The following is a 21,308-nucleotide window of genomic DNA, read 5'->3' as shown; positions in this document are numbered from 1 at the left end:
GAAAACATTATGATTTTAAAAGCTCAGAATTTAATGAAGTCCTATAGCGGACGAAAAGTTGTAAAAGACGTTTCCCTTGAAGTGAGACAAGGTGAAATCGTTGGACTTCTAGGTCCGAATGGTGCTGGAAAAACCACGTCTTTTTACATGATTGTTGGCTTGATAAAACCTAATGGCGGACATATTTTCTTGGAGGATACTGAAATCACAAATTATCCCATGTATAAACGTGCCCAAAATGGGATTGGTTATTTGGCACAAGAAGCTTCTGTTTTTAGAAAATTGAGTATTGAAGACAATATTTTAAGTGTGCTTCAACTTACCAAACTCTCAAAAAAGGAGCAAAACTATAAAATGGAGGCCCTTATTGACGAATTTAGCTTAGGGCATATTCGAAAAAGTCGAGGTGATTTATTGTCTGGTGGAGAGCGTAGACGTACCGAAATTGCACGTGCTTTAGCCACCGATCCTAACTTTATTTTATTAGATGAACCTTTTGCTGGTGTAGACCCAGTGGCCGTTGAAGATATCCAACGTATCGTAGCACAACTCACCAAAAAGAATATTGGTATTTTAATTACCGACCATAACGTACAAGAAACTTTAGCCATTACAGACAGAACCTACCTAATGTTTGAAGGTAGCATCTTAAAAGCTGGTGAACCAGAAGAATTAGCCAACGACGAAATGGTTAGAAAAGTATACTTAGGTCAGAACTTTGAGCTTAGAAAGAAGAAGATTCGAGAGTGATGGATTGATGATTGATAATTGACTAGTGACTAGTGATTATTGATTATTACGGGTGGTAGTACTGTTGAAACGTTTAATTGTTTATTCGTGTAACTGAGAGCTATGTTTGTTACGCGGAGCTAGATGAAAGGCTATCAATATTAAAAGTTAAATAGTAGATATTAGAAATAAAAAATCCTATTGTCACAACAAATTACTTTTAAACAGATTCTTCAGTCGTGCCTCCTACTGAATAACATCACAAAATAACGCCTACTCCTTCATATTGAACTTAAGCCTAGCATATAGCCTACAGCATATAGCATATTGGTTATTACCTATTAGAAACTAACTTCTTAATACCTACTACGCCTTTAAAAATCAAAAAGGCTAATCCACCTATGAGAAGGCCTAAGATAAATTCTCTAACAACAAAAGGAAAGCTTTCTAGAAAGTGATGAAAATAATCAATGTGATGCACAAATATGCCGCCTGAAACAAGAAGTAAGGCTATAGTACCAACTACAGCTAAGATTTTTATAACCCAAGGCAAGGTTTTAACGAGTAGACCTCCCAACACATGGGTGACACTTTTTTTGTTATCGTTAAGACTAATCAGTTTGAATCCGAAATCGTCCATGCGCACTATTAAAGCTACAATACCATACACCCCAATGGTTGCTATTAGTGCTACCACCGAAACCACTAAAATTTGAGTTAGCACAGGTTCTCCAACTACGGAGCCTAAAGCGATAATTACGATTTCTACCGAAAGGATAAAATCGGTTACAATAGCTGCTTTAATTTTCTTTTTTTCAACTTCTACCCTTTCCGCAGCGGTAAGTTTTTGTTTTTCTACATGAACTTCAGGGTGTTCATCTTCTTTATGCGGAAAAATATAATGTATTATTTTTTCCACTCCTTCAAAAGCCAAATAAACACCTCCTAAAATTAGAGCCAGAGTCACACCCCAAGGCGCAAAGGCGCTCAATAAAAAAGCTATGGGTAAAATAATCACTTTGTTCAGTAAAGAACCTTTGGCAATAGCCCACAAAACAGGTAACTCCCGTGAAGCAAGAAACCCTGTGGCTTTTTCGGCATTCACTGCCAAATCATCCCCTAAAATCCCTGCTGTTTTTTTAGCAGACACTTTACTCATAACCACAACATCGTCCATTAAGCTGGCGATATCATCTAATAATGCAAAAAAACCTGAAGCCATTTATTTTATTTTGAAGTTGAATTGTCTATTACAGATAAAAGGATATAAAATAAGATGATAACTGGAATGGCGATAAATTTTAAAACCACGACAAATACCACACTCATAATTAAGAATATATAACGAATCGCATTTCCCTTAAAACGAAAGTCTTTGAATTTTAAAGCAAATAATTTAATATTAGCATTTAAAATATAACAGCTTAAAAGAGTCATGCCTACTAAAAACCATGTATTTAGAATAATGGATTGCATAAAACCACTGTTTTGAAACTCTAAAATTAAAGGCAGCCCCAATATTAAAATGGCATTGGCAGGTGTAGGTAGACCTTTAAAAAACGACTGCTGTTCATCATCGATATTAAACTTCGCCAAACGGTATGCCGATCCTAAAGTAATTAGGAGTCCGAAAAACGGAAAAATCATATTAAATTCTAAATCTGATACCTCAAGCGATTCTTGTGCTACGGTTTCCAAATCCCCCCATGCAGGCAAAGCCAATTCTAAGAGTTTGTACATGACAATTCCCGGCACTAATCCGCTAGTTACCATATCTGCTAAAGAATCTAATTGTAAACCTAATTCACTTGACACCTTTAGTTTTCTAGCTGCAAATCCATCAAAGAAATCGAAAAAGATGCCGAGAAACACAAAAAAAACTGCGTAAACAAATTGGTCATTTACAGCAAAAATTACCGCTATACTTCCGCAGAATAAATTTAAAAGTGTTAGCGCATTAGGTATATGTTTCTTCATAATATAAATGAAATCGTTTTAGTTTTATGTTGTTTAAGCGTCATTCATGCTTTGATCCTCTGTCACGCTGAGCTTGTCCAAGCGCAACTTACAAAATGTTGATGATGACCTTCTACAGGCTCAGGCTGACATATCAAGTTCCTCACAAAACACGCCACCTCTAACCATCTAGATACAAGAATCAAAAGAACTCCTTTTTTAAACAGGGTCTCAAAATTTTAGTAAAAATAACAAACAAATTTAGTCTGTAATAGCGAATAAACAATATCTACCCTAAATTGCAGTTTATAGGTTTATAATTTATGTGCATATTTGTAAAAAATTTACATTTGAAAACCAACCTAACCGTATTCATTTTAATTCTATCTCTTTCTGCCTATGGACAAGCCGTTAGAAAGTACTCTAATGAGTTCATGAATATTGGTGTAGATGCCGCTGCTTTAGGCATGAGTAACGCTGTAACCGCACATACTGCCGATGTTAATTCGGGGTATTGGAACCCTGCAGGGCTTTTAAAATTGAAGGACAACCAAGCCTCTCTAATGCACTCTAGTTACTTTGCGAATATTGCCAATTACGATTATGCTGCTTTTGCCATGCCTATTGACGACAGAAGCGCTATGGGGTTTTCACTTATCCGTTTTGGTGTAGATGATATCTTAAATACCACACAACTTATAGATGCCCAAGGTAACATCAATTACGATCGTATTAGTTTGTTTTCTACAGCCGATTACGGCTTTACGTTTTCATACGCCAGGCACATGCCTGTTCAAGGTTTAAATTATGGTGTTAATGCCAAAGTGATTAGAAGAATTATTGGCGATTTTGCGTCGTCGTGGGGATTCGGACTTGACTTTGGTATGCAATTTCAAACCCAAAACAATTGGAAATTTGGAATAATGGCTCGTGACATCACCACCACTTTTAATGCTTGGGCTATTGATGAAGATGAATTTAAAACCATTCAGGACGCTATTCCTGGGCAAAATCAAGAACTTCCTGAAACTACCGAAATCACCATTCCCAAATTACAAATTGGGATTTCTAAAAAAGTAGATTTCCATTATGACTATAGTCTACTCACTTCTGTTAATTTAAACGTGCGTTTTGAAGAGAATAACGATATTATTTCAACATCGGTGGCGAGTATCAATCCCGCTTTAGGTTTTGAGTTTGGCTATATCGATATGGTGTATTTGCGCGGCGGCATGGGGAATTTTCAAAATGAATTACAAATCGATAATTCTGAGCAAATAAGCTTTCAGCCTACTTTTGGTGTCGGATTTAATTATCGCGGTATTCAAGTGGATTATGCTTTTACCGATATTGGCGATCAAAGTGTGGCGCTTTATTCCAACGTATTTTCCTTAAAACTGGATTTTAGTATTTTTAGATGATGCAAAAACTTAGCTTTTTTATTCTCCTTTTTTTTACGATTCACTTTTCCATTGCGCAGCAGCACCAGTTATCGGAAACCGCTACCGTAAGCGTGCTTACCGTTGGACCTGGCAACCATTTAAATGATGCTTTTGGTCATAGTGGCTTTAGAATAAAAGACCGTTTAACTGGACTTGATGTGGTTTATGGTTATGGGGAATACGATTTTGACACGCCAAACTTCTATCTGAAATTTGCTCAAGGTAAATTGAACTACCTCATCAGTAAAACCGAATACAACAGGTTTTACCAGGTATATAGCTATTACGACCGATCGATTCGTGAACAGGTTTTAAACTTAACTCAGGCCGAAAAACAAAAACTCTACGATTATTTAATAAACAATTACAAGCCTGAAAACCGTGGCTATCTGTACGATTTCTTTTTTGATAATTGTGCTACTAAAATTAAAGATGTTACCAATATTGCCGTAAATAACAGGATTGAATTTCACGAACCTAAAGATTTTGAAAATGCCAGTTTTCGTACTTTAATCCAAAACGAATTAAACAGAAATAGCTGGGGTAGTTTAAGTATCGATATTTGCTTAGGGTCGGTTATTGACAGACAGGCACCTGCCGAGGATCATATGTTTTTACCTAAAAACATATATAAATTCTTTGAAAACGCCACTATTGGCAAAAACAAACCGCTCGTAAGCAGCAGCCGTACTTTATATAGTCAGCAACAACCTCCTGCGAAAAATAACTTTTTAACCAGCCCCTTATTCATTTTAGGCATCATAGCATGTTTTATCATTTTTATCACCTTTAAAGATTTTAAAAACCAACAACAAAGTAAATGGTTGGATGTCTTGATTTTTGCAATAACTGGGGTTATAGGTGTACTTATTCTATTGCTTTGGTTTGCCACCGATCATAAAGGCACACATCAAAACTATAATTTACTATGGGCCTTTGCTTTAAACCTTTTTGTAATCGGGCAATTCTTCAAAGCCAAGCCTGCTGCATGGTTTGTTAAATACCTTAAGCTACTCATTATCCTTTTATGCTTATTGACGTTGCATTGGATTATAGGTGTTCAGGTTTTTGCCATTGGATTAATTCCGATATTAATAGCACTAATGCTTAGGTATGTATTCCTGGTTTCGAATTACAACCGCTAAATTTTGTCAATTCTCAGCTAAAAAGACTACTGTCCTCTTAGAAATATGACCGTACTCATGGTTTTGACTAGAATAATGATATCTAGAAAGAAGCCACGATGTTTGATGTAGTATAAATCATACTGAAGTTTTAATAAACTGTCATCCACAGATGAAGCATAACGCGTTTTAACCTGTGCCCATCCGGTTAAACCAGGTTTTACAATATGTCGCGTTTCGTAAAAAGGTAACTCTTTAGAGAGTTCTTTTACAAAGACTTCACGTTCGGGTCTTGGGCCTATAAAACTCATTTCGCCTTTTAAAACATTAAGAAACTGAGGGAATTCATCCAACCGCGTATGGCGCATAAACTTTCCAAACGGCGTTATTCTACGATCACCTTTAGTCGCCCAAATCGCCTTTGTTGTTTCTGCGTTTTTAATCATCGTACGGTATTTGATAATCTTAAATAGCTTACCATTTTTCCCAACACGTTCTTGGGTATAAAATAAAGGCCCTCGATTTCCAAATAGATTTCCAACTAAAACAATGGGCAATAAACATATTCCTATTAGTAATCCGCAACTGGCTAAAATTAAATCGAAAACCCGTCTAAAAAACAGATACAGTTTATTTTTATTATTCCTACTAAAAGGGAAGTACTTGTAAAAATCTTTACCCACAAACTGCACAGGAACGCGTTCGGTCATTTCCTCATACACATGGGTATATTCATTAATAGGAAATCCGGCTTCTAGCAATTTAATAAGGGTCACATAGGTTTCTGATGTGATGGTTTCCGAATTATAACTTGCCACAACCACTTCGGAAATCCCCTCTTTATTTATGATGTCTTCAATGTCCTTGGGTTGGTATTCCGTAATACCATCTAACTTTACATGAGACATTTCTTGAGAAGCTTCACAATTTACAAAAGCCACTATTTTATAATTCGGATCGGTTTCATTGAAGGCATCTACAACATTTTCAATCATACTGCCCTCCCCTATGATTAATACTTTTTTATGAAATCTTGGTGATGCAATAAATGTGATATAGGCAAAGCGCCAAATAAAAAGCGCCAAAAGTATAGCAAAATAAAAGTACAGAATTTGTAGTCGGTTACCTGGTAAAACGGGGGTATAAAAAGGTGTTAATAAATAAAACAAGACCGTAACCGATCCCGTCATGATAATTCCAAATGAAATGCGCTCCATTTTACTGGATTTTTGCAAATCATAAAGTTCAAAAATAGAGCCGAACACCGAAAGATATAAGAGCAGAACAAACACCCAAGTCCAGTTCTGGTTGCTAATAGTAAAATAATCAAAATGAAATATACGTCCTACAAAATATAACACTAACAGCACTGAAATCAGATCAAAACATCGTAACAAGATCTTACGCTCGGAAATATTAAAATGTATATTGCTTTTCGCCATAATCAAACATTTGAGGGAGGATAAAGATACTAAGTAAATTCTACTACACCTTATTTTCGTTAAATAGTTTGATCCATTTGTTTTTAACATGTTGCCAGTCAAATTGGGCTACAAAATGTCTGGCGTTTTGACTGATTTTCTGAGTTTTTTTGGGATTTTCTTTCAAGTCTAAAAGTTCCTCAACAAAAGACTGTGCTGAATTAGGCTTCACCAAAATACCATTCACACCGTTTTCAATGAGGTAAGGCATCCCTCCCACATTTGTTGACACCACTACCAAGCCCAAAGCCATCGACTCCAACACACTAACGGGCATATTATCAATATGAGTGGTGTTTATAAAAAAGTTATATGCTTTTGATAATTCTATCCACTCGCCCTTCGACAGTTTCCCTGTAAAACGCACGTCAACATTTAAACCTTTCGCATATTCTTTCGTTTCTTGAAGGCTGCCGTCACCTTCGGGGCCTACCATGCATAATTCGGCTTGCAAACCTTGATCTAAAAGTGATTTTAAAATATCTACAGCTAATTTCGGATTATAAATTTCAGAAAAGGTACGCACCCAAAGTAGCTTGATACTCTTATAATCTTTTAATGCGTAGGGATAGTTTTTTAAAGTAATGGTATTTGGAATACATATCACATTTTGAAAACCATGCGCTTCAAAATTCGATTTCGTGTACTGTGAAGGTGCCACATTAACATGCGCATGATCAAACAACACTTTTGAAAGCTTCGGGGATTGCTTTAAGCGCTTAGGCAAATTTCCGCCGTGCAATATAGGCATGTATTTAAGATTCAACCATTGGCATAGCCTTCCGCAGCTATAAGCAAAATAGAAATTTTGTGTACTGTAAGTATCAATAAGCACATAGTCTAGGCTTTTTCTGTACCTAAAAATATGATTAAGCATGTCTAATAAGCGTAACCCTTTATTTACCTTACTAGAAGCGGTAATAACATCAAAACCAGAATCTCTTAACAAGCTACTCAGCGTATCGATAGTTGTAACCGTTTTTTGGCTCTGGGCTAACTGATTTCCTATGTACAGTATTTTTTTCATAAGAATTTAAGCAGCCTCTATTTCTATTTTTTTAGGTTTTTCTGGAGTTTTATAACTGATATTCAGTAAACATAAAGCATATAAAAAACCAGGAGCGGCGATACGCATGGCTGAATGATTAATGGTTAATAGCCAGAAGAAATAAAACGAAAAGAAAAACAGATTATTTCGGTTTCTAATTCTATAAAGGAGTGGTGCAAATAGTAAAATTGAAAAGGCTAAAATACCCATGAGACCATGCTCTGATATTATGCGACTCATTTCGTTATGAGAAGCAGCTAAAACCCCTGTTTCATTAAATCGAATTTCTTTTATTTTACCTACACCCACACCAAAAAAAGGATGGTCTAAAAACTCGTTAAACTCTTGAGCAAATAGATCGACACGACCTGTTGAGACATCTTCCTTTTCTCGTCCAGCAGCATCTTGATTGGCATAACGCTTATCTAAAAAACCACTAGTTTGAATAGAACTTACCAACCAAATAAGGATAATCGCTCCCATGAAAATAAGTCCTAAAAATTTAATTTTAAACTTTGTTTTAAGGTTGCCCTTTAAATAGTACATGCCTAAAAAGGCTAAAATCATAATAACAGCAGTAATCACGCCTCCCCTACTAAAGGTCGCTAAGGCTCTAAAGGCCAGCAAACCTAAAAGTGCCAAATCGAAAGCTCTATGCCATAGCCCTTCTTTAGAGATAAAGAAACGAACCGCTAAAACAAAAATACCAATCCCTAAAACGGTAGCCACCTGATTTGGACCAAAACCGCCCGATGTGGCAAAATTTGATCCTGTTCCTGTAATGACCTCCTTTAAATCTGGGGTATACAAAAACAAATAGGTTGTAATACTCACTAAGGGCAGTAAAAAAGCCCAAAGAATAATTTTCATCTGATTGATGGTTACCGTGCGCCGATAACAGAATACAGCGGCAACACCCAAACAAACAGGGCCACTTAGGTTAAAGGCAATGGCTTTACGAATATTGGTTTCAAAGCCCATTTCGGTAACGGCTACAAAGATCCCAGGAATTAAGAGTAAGATGTATAGCATATAAATAAGCGCCTGGTTAGAGAAACCATTGCTAAAGATTCCGATTAAAGAAAAAAGAATCACGAGGTATTTACTAGCTTCATAAAAAACCGTCCCGCCATTCATTCGTAAAAAAACCTCAACCCCCACCACATAAGCACAGGCTACCAAAACATAAAATGACTTATACTTTTTAGAGGCCTTTACAATTTTATAACTAAAAAAAACTGTGGTGAATAAAAAGTACATCAAGGCCAATGGCTTAAAAGCAAACACCATAACAGCCAGAACTACATGAAATATGATAAGTTTGTAGTATAAAGTTAACTTCATTTTTTGTAGCTCTTATAAACCTCGATTACCGATTTGATTGCTTTTTTTGCGGAAAAATCGTTTTGTACTTTATGCTTCAAATTTTCAGCTAATTGTTGACGTAAACTTTCATTTTCAATCAGATTTAACATAGCGAAAGCTAAGGCTTCATGATTTTCGGGTGCGACTAAAATACCATCATCTGTTGAAGCAATTACTTTATTACAATCGCCCACATTTGTAGCAACTACCGGTAAGCCTGCCATACCATATTCTAATAATGCCAAAGGTAAGCCTTCCGATTTTGAAGACAAAACCCCCAGATCGCAAGACTGTAAAATTTGACTCACATCCTTGCAACTCCCATAAATAAAAACCTTTTGATCTAATTGATGCTCAAAAATATGATTTTTTACTCCCTTAGCATAATCATCTTCAAAATCCTTCCCTACCAAATGCAAAGTCCAATCTTGATGATTTTCTACAACTATTTCAAAAGCCTTTAATAAATTGAGATGATCTTTTTGAGGCCTTAAATTCGCCAAACAAACCATACGCTTCTCTGACATTCCCTGTAGTTTAGTGATCGCCAAGTTGGTGTCAGGTGACACAAAATTCGACAAAAATGTAACCTTTTTAACCAAAAGATTTTGTCTATCCCAAGCCTCTAAAGTTTTATTCACCGTAAACACATGATTAAAAAACTTTGAGCATTTTTTTAAAACAAATCGAGGTCGTTGCTCTAAAAATTCACTATTCCCGTAATGGTCATGCCAAATCACAATGAGTTTCGGGTTTAACAACTTCATTAAAGTAGCTAAAAAAAAGGAAGTCGCATGTGCATGAATCACATCAATTTTATTTTCGATTATATAGCGACTCAGTTTTTTTATGGCTTTAAAATCGAGCGTAGACTTTTTATTCAAAAACAAATAGGAAACTTCTTTTAAAACACTTGCTTTTAAAAGCCCTTCAGCACGTGTCGCACACAAATACGAACCTTTAATTTGCGTTGAAAGCATATTTGCAAAATTTACCGCCATGCGTTCGGCGCCACCTGTGTTTAATGTATCTATGAGTTGTAATACTCTCACGCTTGTCTTTTAGGGAATAAATATACTTGTATTCTGGAAAAGGGCATGATTTCCAATAGTATTTTTGAATTTTGACATATGATTTTTTTAATAGTCACAAACTTTTTATGAAAATATAGTATGTTGCCATTATGAGAATGTCTGTCATACTGAATGTATCTGTCATGCAGAACGCAGTGAAGCATCTTCTTCAACTGGAACTGGAGATTCTTCTGTCCTGCCTCCTTCTGAATAACACCAACATACCTCCTTCTGCCGAATTAAACAGATCTATGTAATCATGTTGAACCGAGCAGTCATTCAGTTCGCAGTAATGTATCTTCTTTAAATCCCAAGAGTAATCAAACACATCAATTAGCCACTACCTGACTCAGAAACACCATATTAGACACGCTAGGCATCTTCGATAAAAACAATGTTTTCATCTCGATAGTCCTCAAGGGTGGGTAGGAGCCACGTTTTCAATTCATGCTACGTTGGTTATTTCACGATTGACGACTCGCGGTTAAACAAGAATTTAATTTTCTAAAAAACTAATTACTAGACTGCAGTTGATACGAACCATTCATTCCTGAAATTTCATCAACCACATCATAACGACCAGATTTATAAAAAGTCTTGGTTACCTTTTTAAATCTATTTTTTTTATGTAAAAAAGTAGACATATGAGTTTCTACTAAACTGTCATTTTTCTCGTAAGATTTCGACTTAAACACACTGTCTTTATCATGATATGTGCCTTCAAAAATCAATTTATTATCCTTGTACCGCTTCCATGTTTTAACTACAGAGTTTACTACCTCTACAAATTCTTCAAGTTCACCTTTATTTTTTCTAATGATTTCGCCTTCAATTAAAGCGTTTTGGTTAGTCTTGAAATTCACGTTAATATCCTCTTCATAGTATAAGTTATACTCCATATTTGGCTGCAAAGGCAGGTGGTTTTCTAAATTATCTTTGTCTAAAATATGCCACTTCATTGTTTCATCATAAGGAGGAAAAGAGCAATAATTATCGTTTACAACAATCTCAACAGGCTCTTGGTTTTCATTATAAACATAGGTTATCCCACTACCGTTTTTCGTCTGTTTTAAAAGTGCTCCTGTTTCATCATAAAATCTAGTTTTATCGTTTACATGATCCTCTGATTTTACAATTACACCTTTATCATTGTAATAATTGGTGGTTAATGGGGTTAAATAATCACCATTATATTCTTCATTGACTATTAAATAATTTGATGTGTTTTTTAGTTTATTATTTAGTGTAAAAGTTTCTTTTTTTGCTTTTCCTTCAAGATAGTTATACTCTAAAAAGGTATAATTATCCTCATATATTAAATATACTGATATAACTTTAGAGTTTTCAATTTGCAATCTTGTAAATTTTACGCCAGACTCATTCTCATAACTATATTCAGACTCATCATAAACGTCTACGGTTTCATAACGATAACTGCCTGTAATTTTATTTTCTTCATCTACACTAAACATCATTTCTATTCCAGAACTTTCAGACCCCATAAAATACTCCCCTTTTGCTATTTCCACAACAGAATCGTTTAACGTATCGTAGAAATAAACAGGTTCTAATAAGTTTTCTAAATGATAAACTAATTGATTATCGTAGGGATCTAACGTTTTTATGTTTAAAGGAATATCGACCGTTTGAGAATTAGGTTCTGCTATTTGTAATTGGCCTTTATACACATAGGCTACATATAAATTATTATTTTCTCTGAAATGAAATGGATGAATGGCCTCATGCTCGGGAACTATTTTTGTTACCTGCTTTTTGTTCATATCTAACTTCCAAATACAGGCATAACATAGTCCACTATTATCAAAATACAGTATTTCATCTACGGCGTCCCAATCCATTCCACCGAAATTAGCTTCACACGGTTCTGTCCAAAATTCATGAGAAAAAGAAGGGAATTTATTAACACTTACCACAACTTGATCTTCTAAATTTTCCATCACCTTATATACAGGGTATGTATACAAAGAATCTTGAATTTTATGCCATAAATCAGCTTTAAGAATTCTTATGTCGTAGTCATTAAGAAGAGCTACCTCATCTGTATTTTCCATTAAGTTTACATGAGCGTTTGCGTTATAAGTAATTCGACTTACCTCATCAATAAACTCTGGTTTCGGTATCTTTATAGGCACCTCATTTTGCTCTAAATTATAAGAAAAATATTCCCTTTCAGGCAGTAGACTAGCGTCATCCTCATATTCATATGATTCATATGGGACTTCTTTATAATAATAAAGTGTCCCGTTCTTTACTATTAAATTGGTGTATTGTCTAGAAATAAAGTTTTCTGTGAAACTATTAATCATAGGTAAAGTATCAATGACACTTAAATTTCGACTTTCGTCTAAAACATACAAATAAGCGTTGTTATCTTTTAAATCATATTTTTTTTTATAATCATGTTTTATCCCAAAAAAACAAAACACCTTACCCTTAGAAGTGAGGTGTACTCTTGGATGGTAGTAATATTCCTTCTCTATAACAGATTTATAATAGGTATCTCGATTCCAGTACCCATCCACAGAACCATCTAGATTTTTTTTTACAAAGTTTTTTGGGACCGATTGATTTGAAACTATTGGACTATTATCAATTACTTCTGGGGCTAATTGTTTCTTTTTTTCGCTTTCTTTATTTTGCTCATTTTTACAGCAAAAAAAGATAAGGCTGATAAGCACCATACTTAATCTGAAACATTTTTTCATTTTCTTATTTTATTTTCTTTTTCAAGAAGCATTTTATATCTAGAAATGGCATGTATTCTTTTAAAAAAATAAACCTATTCAAAATTTATTAATTGTGTTCCGTGGTGATCTTTCCATTTTTTTACAGAAAAGTCTATAAATATTTTAGAATCGGAATTTTTAAAACCATTATCAATTTTAGACTTAGGATAATTAGGTTTTTGATTCATTCTAATCGAAACATCATCAAATCTATACCCTGAAATAACATTTTTATTTTCCCCTTCAATCAAAATCGATTTCATTTTTATGGGACCTATCCCGCCCTGACATGCCAATTCATAAATAAAAGAGATCTCTTTTATTCCATCCTCATCTAAATCTGTTATAGAAAAAGAATCTTTTATAAAATTAATACTGAAATCAACAGGGCAATCCCTTAAAACTTCATGTATACTCAGATAAGGTTCTATCGTATTCATTTTCTCATAAACTTCAATAAACAACTCATCCTTTGTATTAAATGTTCTCTTTTGAGAAATAACAACTGCCTTTTCAGAATTATTTTCCATCCAACCTTCACAAAAAACCAAGTCCCCCTCTTTTGGAAAAAAACTAGAACAGAAACTTTTTTCATTTATTGGTTTTGCCTTTTCTCTTTGATATTCAGAAGAATTATTTTTCTTATTTACACAAGAATAAAAACTAATGACTACTGCTAAAACTATCACTTCCGTAGCTTGTTGACACTTCTTCAAGATCATAATTTATATTTTGAATTTTAAACCCTGTTGGGTATCGATATATTAATATTTGACTTTCATTTACCGCAGTGTAACAAACCATTCCTTTCGTAGATTTTTCACCTCCTGTTTGATTTCCCCCTAACAATATTACTTTATCACCTTTTCTACCAACCACAAAACCAACATGGGAGTAATCACATACCGCCAAAGCTCCGAAGCAAGGTTGTTTTTTATCTGACTCGATACCCCAGGTTTTCCAGGAAAAAGCATTATAGCCTGTTTTATTTAGTCGCTCTTTTTTTACACCTGATTTTAAATAACACCAATATACAAATGAACCACACCATGCATCCTTAAAGTCTTCTATCCAGTCATCTGTAATTTTACGCCCCAATAACTTCTCTGTATAACCAGCTGTTTCATGGTATTCTAAAACACGTGAATCATTATATTTAACCCCATGAATCTCTTCGACCCCCAGTTCTTTCTTACCAACTGAAACCCATGGGGTAATTGCATCATCTACTATAGATACTTTGTGTTTATTATTAATACAATCCAAATCAAATTTAAAAACCCTTTTAAGTTTTTTATAATAAACACTCCTTTCATTAACTCCGTTACTACCTCCATTAACCAAAGTAGAAATAAAATGTTGGTATTTATCTACATGTAATGCTATTTCATTTAAAGTCCTGCTCCTTATTTCTTTGTGTCGAGATTTAGAATTTGCCTTTTTATAACTTGACCAAAACCATGCAGCAGAATCCATTGCATATCCTAAATCATCAGAAATGTATTTCTCAAAATTATTAGACCTTAACAGCAATTCTTCATCTGTTTTCCCTTTTAATTTCCCTATAGAGTTTTTGGATACATGCTTTAGATATTTAACTTGTGTATTTCTCCACGTTAATTGCATGAACCCTCTCCCTTTGTATTTATAACCATCACCAACTTGAGTATTACCATTTTGTTTTGATTCTACATGCCCTCCTTCAGGTTCATAGTAACTCCCGTTTCCATATTCTAATGTAGTTTTAAACCTATCCGACTCCCAATAAATTTGAGATAAAAAATGAATTTTTTGAATACAATGATTTATTCCATATGCTCTCGTTGCTTTGTTAAACTCCTCTGTAAATCTCCTAATTGATTTATCTAAATTTGGAATATTACAATTTTTACTATTAAGAATTTCAAGATTATATTTTTCACTTCTTCTTAACCTAATAAAAATATTTTCAAACTCTTCTTCTGTTAAATCGCGATTACAGTAACACCCATCACCTCCCTGACTGCCATACACCCTACGCATCTGCCGAACAAAACTATTCACATTAAAGTGCCATAACATATCAGAACTTGGTAAGCGGCGGGGTTCGGCTTTTTCTTCTTTGTATTTACCCTTTTTATATTCCTGGTCTAGTACATCCATATTAGCTTCTAGAAAAGAATTACATTCTTCAAAATGATCACTCGCTACAGAAAAACGGTTATATTTTTTCTCTAAGGCTCTTTTTTTATTTTCGTATTCGGTATCTCGATTAGTCTTTTTGGGGGTGTATGGCGTGTTTTGTAGTTCATTCCAAAACATGAGATTATTGATTTTCTCTAATAAATGCTCTAACTCAGTATCACGTTTTTGCTCAAGAAGCTTTTTTCTATCAGGATCCTTTTCCAAATCGATACCCAGTTTGTAAAACTCTTGGGCTTCAGATTTAATTACTTCTGGAGTATAGCTCCACTCGCTTTTGTGTTTCACGACCATTTTTCCCATACGCTCAGATGCGTCGGGGTCGTGTTGGGCGCATAAAAACTCCATAGGTGTAAGCACGCCATTACCATTCTGGTCTACCATTTTCCAAACCGCATCTACAAAAGCATCGGTTTTTGGGGATTTATGATAGTCTTTCATCGCATAGACATACTCACTTCCTGCATCGTATGTTTCAAATCCAAAGTTTCGCCATATAAACGGATTGATATCTTCCTCATGGATATTGTCAGCCTTGATCCAACCGGTATGTAGATAATGTTTCTTCTCAAAATTATAGCTTTCTTTTAAAAAGTACCAAAGGGTACCTTCCTCATCGGTAATCGTTCTTTCGGGCTTACCTTTAAGTTCTATGTCTTTTTTAAATGTTTTTCCACATGCCTCTGGGGTATAGGGTTCATTGAAATAAGTGTGGCTAGTGTCGCACTTTAGCACGGTTTCCAGTCCGTTTGAGACACATTGATCAGCATCTAATTTTAAAAAGGCGGTATCCATCCAAAATTCTTGATTCCAAAATGGTGGTTCGATAATAATTTCCCTCAGGTTCCCATCTTTAGTATCATAATAATAAACGAAATCACCTTTATTTAATAGGCCATTAAACTGTTTGTTAATATATTCGAAACTCTTTTCGTTAATTTTATATCGCGTTCTACTTTTGTTACACACCCTATCCTTAATATAAATAATTTCTTCTTTAGAGTTTTTACCTCGATGTTGGGTAGTTAGGTGTTTTTCCTTATCAATAACGCGAATAAGACTTTCAACCTTTACACGTACATAATCGCCTTTGGTTTGAGTGACACGAACAGGTGTTCCTTCTTTGATTTTGGTTTTACGCTTCACATATGGTTCTAAATGGGCACCTGACATGACCTTGTAACGCAGAAAATGGTCTTCCCCGTCTCCCGCACAATTATCCAATAAAGAAGACACATCGGTATCGGGAGCATCTGTGAATAGTTCGACATGCGTGGCATATTTTTTTTCATGTTTATGGAAACCAAAAGCGCCTACATAAGCCACTGTTTCTCCTGCTTTTACCGGGATATCGCAAGTTATTATTTTATCGACAAGATTGTTATCTACTCGTTTCAGTTTTTCAAGATCACGTACTTGAACGTAACCGCGGTATGCTCTTTCTGAGCTCTTTACCTTTACCCATTTTTTATCTTCAGATTCTGATCCTTCAATAATGTTAACTTCGGTTTCTTCTGGTATGACATCGATACAAGCTAATTCATCAAGGTTCTTAATATCTGTAGACGACTTATCATAACATAAAGCTCCATTTTTTAATTCTGAATTTAAAGGCGCTGTTTTAGTTCTTCTCCTGCCCGTAGTGGTATTCGTATCTACTCCACTAGTCACCTTATATTTGTCTGTTTCACCAGGCACTAATTCTAAGCACTTAAAATAAATATGAAGATCGTTATAAGTGGTATTAGAAAACGGATCAGTATAGCTAAAACTGTAATATTTCCGTTCCTGTTCAGGGTGTTTAGTGTTATAGTTAACAGCCCAATCCGCTAATAATTCATCACTATTTCGAGTAACTATATGGTTTTTGGGAATTAGAACTGTTTCTGGTCCGCGTTTCTCTGCATTTTCAGAAATAGCTGATCGCCCTCGAACGCCTTTTGGCGTGTTAGACGCTTTAATTTTTGTTACTTTTTTACTTATGAAATCGGGAATCTCCAGATTATGAGTTTCAATATCAAACTGACAGGCCGTGTGATGATATAGACTGTAGAAGGTGAGTTCATGACCTTTCGGACTCTTATACTCATGTTGCATTAAAATAAAACCGTTGGAATAGGTCTCTCGATGTTCATGTCCGCTTTGCAAATATTCAGAAGGCATTCTGAAAGCAATAATTCGAGCATCACTAATAGCCACTAAAGCAGTCAATGGGGTTTCAACATGAACACCACCATGCCACGTATTATAAGAACTTAGCGGGTAATGACCAAAAGTACTGGAAGTTTTACGCTGATCTAAATTACTGTCTTTTTCGGGGTAAAAAAATGTCAATGGTAGATTTGTAAGGATTACACACTAAAACCAAAATCACCTAAAAACCCATGTTCTTTGGCTTCTTTTTGATTTTTCTGCTGTTCTTTTGTTGCTTCTTTCACCTTTTTTCCGTGGCCTGTTATAGTAGACAAAGCGCGTTCTGAAAGTTTAATATCAGGAACTTCCATGCGATCAACTGGAGCCAGACGCTTTGAAGGACTCCCTCCTGAATTGATAATGATATTCGCTTCTCCAATGCTAATTGATCCGCCGTGAATTGTATTACTACCCATTGTAGCTACTGGCATACCGTTAATAAAAACATTCGATTCGCCACTAATAATGGTATCAGGTGGACCAGTACAAACACAGGTACTGCCCACTGTAGCGATGGGTTTTCCGTTGGCTAGTACGTTGGGTGTACCTCGTGATATTGGCCCTCCTACATGAGGTACCGTTCCGGAGCACATGGGGCACACGTGCATACTTCCAATGGTGGCTATTGGTCCAGGCATATTTAAAAAATTTTACCAAATGTAGGAAAATATTTATTAAGATTAAGTTTTTTCTTAGGGTTTAGATTCTTCAGTTGGGTAAGACTTATTGAATGGTAATGTCATGCAGAACGTAGGGAAGTATTTTTTCGAATGGAACATGAGATTCTTCAGTCGTTCCTCCTTCTGAATGACAAAATTGTACCTCCTTCTGAATGACAACACTGAACTACTGTACCATATTGAACGGGACTGTCATGCAGAACGCAGTGAAGCATCTCTTCGATTGGAACTGGAGATTCTTCAGTCGTTCCTCCCACTGAATGACAAAAATTCCGCTCCCTCTGAATGACAACACTGAACTAATGTACCATATTGAACGGAATGTCATGCAGAACGCAGTGAAGCATCTTCCTCGAATGGAACTGGAGATTCTTCGGTCGTACCTCCTTCTGAATGACAAAAATGCCGCTCCTTCCGAATGACAACTCTGGACTATGTTGTAATGTTGAAACGACTGTCATGCAGAACGCAGTGAAGCATCTCTTTGAATGGAACATGAGATTCTTCAGTCGTGCCTTCTTCAGAATGACAAAAATGTGGCTCGTTTTGAATGACAGAGACCTACCACTTTTGATCATTACAAAAGCTTAGCAATTTCAGACTCGAAGCGTTCTAAAGTATATTGCTGAGACCAGGTTGCAGCGGCTTTGGATATCTTATTTAATGTTTCCGTATCCTGAAGCAAAGGGATTAGTTTATTAATATCGGCTGTAAAATCATTAGTTAATAAAATTCCTCTTTTTTCTGAATCTAACATATCAGGCACACAAGATACGGGTGTGGCTATGGGAATAACTCCAAAAAACATGGCTTCGGCTATGGCTTTTGGCCATCCTTCTGATTTCGATGGCAAAATAGAAAAGTGTGCTTGACTTAAGGATTGTTTAATGACTTCTTTGGGCTGATTCCCTTTTAAACTTACTATCGATTCCAATTTGTGCTCAATAATATACTGTTGTAATAGTGCTCTTTGGGGCCCATCACCATAAATATCTAAACGTATATCCGAGCTTTTTTGAGAAAGCGCTTCAGCAATTTTAATGGCTTCTAAAGGTTGCTTTCCTTCAACCAAACTCCCTAAAAACACCATATTTAGTGTACTAGTAAACTCTTTAGGTTTTACATTTTTAACTTCGCTTTCTGAAAAAGATGCCGTAAAAAAAGGCTTAATATTTTTACTTTGATTAGGCCATTCACCATACACTAACACCTTCATATTCTTAGTTAAAAAGGTGTTACTCAACAACCACTTTTGTAATTTATAAGTTATGGGTTGTTTAGCATTAGGATCCCAATTTCCAGCATATTTAGCAGTTTTAGGTTTCGAGGAAAAAAACATTTGAACGAAACAGGCTAGTAAACCTATGTTTCCAGGGCATCGTAAGTGAAGGTGGTCCACTCGATTCATAAACTTAAAAATTGAAAAGACAATTTCAGGTATAACCAATATCGCTTTTAATGTATTTTTAAATGAAGTGATATCGAAATTAGGTATTTCAATTACTTTAATATGAGGGTGCTTATATGCTATTTCTATTTTTGATGGCCTTTTACTAGATGATGGGGCTAAAATTATAATGTCATCGACATATTTAGCCCACAAATTCATTTCCCGCACATATGGCTCGTAAGCAAATATTTCGCCTTTATGTTCATTATGGATAGCATGAGTAATGATTCCGAAAGTCATCGTTCGATTTTAGGTGCATTAAAAAGTAAAGATAACCAACCTACCACTCTACCCAAACTTTCGGTAAGCGCTTCTTGTTTTTTATTTGTATTAATAACATTAGTAAAGCGGACTAAAGTGAGTAAAAACGATGTAGCATGCCATTTAAAGACTGCTTTAAATTTAGGATTTGGATATTTTACACGCCACACATACCAACCATTACGAATCACCATTTTTCCATATTTGTACTGATTAGGACGGCCAGCAGCGTCATGGAAATGTTCCAATTGAGCGGCAGTATTGACAAATAACTTCCCTTGTTTTGCTACGCGCAAGGAAAAGTCGGCATCTTCATAGAGGCCATAACCTTCGAAATAGGTTGAAAATTTTAGGACTTTAAAAACCTCGTTTCTAAAAGAGAAAACACATCCGACTAGAAGATCGGCTTCATAAACTTTCCCTGATGGTGGCAAAAACCCAACAGATCTGCCGTGTGAGAACGTAGGCATGAACCCAGGTTCCATATCTGGTAATAACCCAAATTTACGACGTATTCTAAATCGAGAAGGTTCACTTCGCATCGCACCATCGTAATAAAAGTTACTTGTATCATTATTATTATCAGATATATCCCATTGAACTTCATTGGTAACATAACCACTTACCCCCAAAGCTTCAGGATGCGTTTTATAAGTTGACAATAAGACTTCAAAATAATGTTTTTCCAAGACCACATCATCATCTAAAAAGGAAACTACTTCACTAGTGGCATCAACTTGATTAATTCCAAAATTTCGTTGTTTGGTTAGGCCTCTTTGATGTTCTTCTACTTTGAAATATTTTAAGTTGTTAAAATGGTTTTCGTGTAAAACCTTTTCGGTACGCGTGTCAGTAGAACCATCGATAATTAAAATTTCATTGGGATACAAGGTTTGTGTCACTACCGATTGCAAGAGTTTAAGTAATGCACCCGGGCGCATGTAGGTACAAACGATTAAAGTGAAATTCATTGAGTTATTTATTTTTTTAATAGTAAGTGGTAACTTCAATAATTATATAAGCTACTTCTTTCTTTTATCGACCATTATTGATCAGTTCTCCTATTTTTTTCGAGAACAACGTTGAACCTCTTTTATTCATATGGGACGAATTATAGAAAAATTTTCTATTATAACATAATGAATCGTTTGAGAAATTTATATACTTAATCTTTTCCCTTTTAGAAATGCTTATCAAAATACTATCAATATAATTTTTAGAAGCTTCTTGGTAAGTATGCGATTCAAAATAGCTTGGAGACCAAACTAAGTACACTTTAATATTTTTCTTTTTACAATCGTTAATTATTTCATCTAGTACAATTAGTCCTCTTTTGTAAATATTAAAATAATTTTCTGTTTTTTCCTCTTTGACAAGTTTTTTAAAATTCACATAGTCTTTATCAATCCAGTCCTTATCATGCTCAATAAAACCGTTTACATTGGCTGAACAATAATCATGTAATTCTAAGGATTTTAATTGTTTGAAAATCTTCATTTCATAGTCTCTATATTTATATAAAGGTATATATTTTTCGAAATAAAAATCTTTATCATATTCCTTTGCAAACGATTTGTA

Annotated in this window: 16 protein-coding genes; 3 read left to right on the top strand and 13 right to left on the bottom strand. The window is 35.0% G+C overall.

All coding sequences use genetic code 11. The annotated features are described in order from the left end of the window. Positions 1–9 precede the first annotated feature (9 nt). Positions 10–750, top strand: a complete 741-nt coding sequence (gene lptB, locus A6I66_RS13915) for an LPS export ABC transporter ATP-binding protein (protein WP_067150611.1) — start codon at positions 10–12, stop codon at positions 748–750. Between the two features lie 313 nt (positions 751–1,063). Here lptB and A6I66_RS13910 read toward each other — a convergent pair whose 3' ends face one another. Beyond that, positions 1,064–1,951 (bottom strand): DUF808 domain-containing protein, encoded by an 888-nt coding sequence (locus A6I66_RS13910; RefSeq protein WP_067150608.1) that lies wholly within the window; start codon positions 1,949–1,951, stop codon positions 1,064–1,066. A gap of 5 nt (positions 1,952–1,956) precedes the next feature. Then, the gene (locus A6I66_RS13905; RefSeq protein WP_067150605.1) at positions 1,957–2,706 is read right to left on the bottom strand and encodes a CDP-alcohol phosphatidyltransferase family protein; all 750 of its coding nucleotides are present in this window, start codon (positions 2,704–2,706) and stop codon (positions 1,957–1,959) included. A gap of 329 nt (positions 2,707–3,035) precedes the next feature. Between A6I66_RS13905 and A6I66_RS13900 the strand changes: the two genes are divergently transcribed. Continuing rightward, positions 3,036–4,106 carry a putative type IX sorting system protein PorV2 gene (locus A6I66_RS13900; protein WP_449421094.1) on the top strand — a complete coding sequence of 357 codons (1,071 nt, stop codon included), beginning with the start codon at positions 3,036–3,038 and terminating at the stop codon, positions 4,104–4,106. Next, positions 4,103–5,272, top strand: coding sequence for a lipoprotein N-acyltransferase Lnb domain-containing protein (locus A6I66_RS13895; RefSeq protein WP_067150599.1), 1,170 nt, complete (start codon positions 4,103–4,105; stop codon positions 5,270–5,272). The genes A6I66_RS13900 and A6I66_RS13895 overlap by 4 nt, the downstream gene beginning before the upstream one ends. A 26-nt stretch (positions 5,273–5,298) precedes the next feature. Here A6I66_RS13895 and A6I66_RS13890 read toward each other — a convergent pair whose 3' ends face one another. The 11 genes from A6I66_RS13890 to A6I66_RS16790 all read right to left on the bottom strand — a co-directional run. Further along, positions 5,299–6,693 carry a sugar transferase gene (locus A6I66_RS13890; RefSeq protein WP_067150596.1) on the bottom strand — a complete coding sequence of 465 codons (1,395 nt, stop codon included), beginning with the start codon at positions 6,691–6,693 and terminating at the stop codon, positions 5,299–5,301. A gap of 43 nt (positions 6,694–6,736) precedes the next feature. Continuing rightward, entirely contained in the window at positions 6,737–7,759 is a 1,023-nt protein-coding gene (locus A6I66_RS13885; protein WP_067150593.1) for a glycosyltransferase family 4 protein, read from the bottom strand. Between the two features lie 6 nt (positions 7,760–7,765). After that, positions 7,766–9,124: an O-antigen ligase family protein gene (locus A6I66_RS13880; protein ID WP_067150590.1), complete on the bottom strand. Its 1,359-nt coding sequence runs from the start codon at positions 9,122–9,124 to the stop codon at positions 7,766–7,768. After that, positions 9,121–10,197: a glycosyltransferase family 4 protein gene (locus A6I66_RS13875; protein WP_067150587.1), complete on the bottom strand. Its 1,077-nt coding sequence runs from the start codon at positions 10,195–10,197 to the stop codon at positions 9,121–9,123. The genes A6I66_RS13880 and A6I66_RS13875 overlap by 4 nt, the downstream gene beginning before the upstream one ends. 533 nt (positions 10,198–10,730) lie before the next feature. Next, entirely contained in the window at positions 10,731–12,944 is a 2,214-nt protein-coding gene (locus A6I66_RS13870; protein ID WP_067150584.1) for a hypothetical protein, read from the bottom strand. A gap of 74 nt (positions 12,945–13,018) precedes the next feature. Continuing rightward, positions 13,019–13,687, bottom strand: a complete 669-nt coding sequence (locus tag A6I66_RS13865) for a M949_RS01915 family surface polysaccharide biosynthesis protein (RefSeq protein ID WP_067150581.1) — start codon at positions 13,685–13,687, stop codon at positions 13,019–13,021. Beyond that, positions 13,629–17,480 (bottom strand): hypothetical protein, encoded by a 3,852-nt coding sequence (locus A6I66_RS13860; RefSeq protein WP_067150578.1) that lies wholly within the window; start codon positions 17,478–17,480, stop codon positions 13,629–13,631. Before A6I66_RS13860 ends, A6I66_RS13865 begins: the two co-directional genes overlap by 59 nt. A gap of 17 nt (positions 17,481–17,497) precedes the next feature. After that, the gene (locus tag A6I66_RS17080; protein ID WP_067150575.1) at positions 17,498–17,977 is read right to left on the bottom strand and encodes a PAAR domain-containing protein; all 480 of its coding nucleotides are present in this window, start codon (positions 17,975–17,977) and stop codon (positions 17,498–17,500) included. A 619-nt stretch (positions 17,978–18,596) separates the two neighbouring features. Continuing rightward, positions 18,597–19,709: a glycosyltransferase family 4 protein gene (locus tag A6I66_RS13850; RefSeq protein WP_067150572.1), complete on the bottom strand. Its 1,113-nt coding sequence runs from the start codon at positions 19,707–19,709 to the stop codon at positions 18,597–18,599. Continuing rightward, positions 19,706–20,701 (bottom strand): glycosyltransferase family 2 protein, encoded by a 996-nt coding sequence (locus A6I66_RS13845; RefSeq protein ID WP_067150569.1) that lies wholly within the window; start codon positions 20,699–20,701, stop codon positions 19,706–19,708. Before A6I66_RS13845 ends, A6I66_RS13850 begins: the two co-directional genes overlap by 4 nt. Before the next feature lie 64 nt (positions 20,702–20,765). Continuing rightward, the coding region (locus tag A6I66_RS16790; RefSeq protein WP_211267551.1) for a hypothetical protein at positions 20,766–21,308 on the bottom strand (543 nt) is incomplete at its 5' end.

Origin of the sequence: Pseudotamlana agarivorans (assembly GCF_001642835.1) — a bacterium.
Lineage (GTDB): Bacteria > Bacteroidota > Bacteroidia > Flavobacteriales > Flavobacteriaceae > Pseudotamlana > Pseudotamlana agarivorans.
This window is presented reverse-complemented; position numbering and strand designations above follow the sequence as displayed.

Bases quoted from the DNA above. Each gene is read 5' to 3' on its own strand.
- A6I66_RS13865 (WP_067150581.1), bottom strand. From the start codon at position 13,687: ATGATCTTGAAGAAGTGTCAACAAGCTACGGAAGTGATAGTTTTAGCA.
- A6I66_RS13890 (WP_067150596.1), bottom strand. From the start codon at position 6,693: ATGGCGAAAAGCAATATACATTTTAATATTTCCGAGCGTAAGATCTTG.
- A6I66_RS13895 (WP_067150599.1), top strand. From the start codon at position 4,103: ATGATGCAAAAACTTAGCTTTTTTATTCTCCTTTTTTTTACGATTCAC.
- A6I66_RS13905 (WP_067150605.1), bottom strand. From the start codon at position 2,706: ATGAAGAAACATATACCTAATGCGCTAACACTTTTAAATTTATTCTGC.
- A6I66_RS13885 (WP_067150593.1), bottom strand. From the start codon at position 7,759: ATGAAAAAAATACTGTACATAGGAAATCAGTTAGCCCAGAGCCAAAAA.
- A6I66_RS13870 (WP_067150584.1), bottom strand. From the start codon at position 12,944: ATGAAAAAATGTTTCAGATTAAGTATGGTGCTTATCAGCCTTATCTTT.
- A6I66_RS17080 (WP_067150575.1), bottom strand. From the start codon at position 17,977: ATGCCTGGACCAATAGCCACCATTGGAAGTATGCACGTGTGCCCCATG.
- lptB (WP_067150611.1), top strand. From the start codon at position 10: ATGATTTTAAAAGCTCAGAATTTAATGAAGTCCTATAGCGGACGAAAA.
- A6I66_RS13880 (WP_067150590.1), bottom strand. From the start codon at position 9,124: ATGAAGTTAACTTTATACTACAAACTTATCATATTTCATGTAGTTCTG.
- A6I66_RS13845 (WP_067150569.1), bottom strand. From the start codon at position 20,701: ATGAATTTCACTTTAATCGTTTGTACCTACATGCGCCCGGGTGCATTA.
- A6I66_RS13910 (WP_067150608.1), bottom strand. From the start codon at position 1,951: ATGGCTTCAGGTTTTTTTGCATTATTAGATGATATCGCCAGCTTAATG.
- A6I66_RS13850 (WP_067150572.1), bottom strand. From the start codon at position 19,709: ATGACTTTCGGAATCATTACTCATGCTATCCATAATGAACATAAAGGC.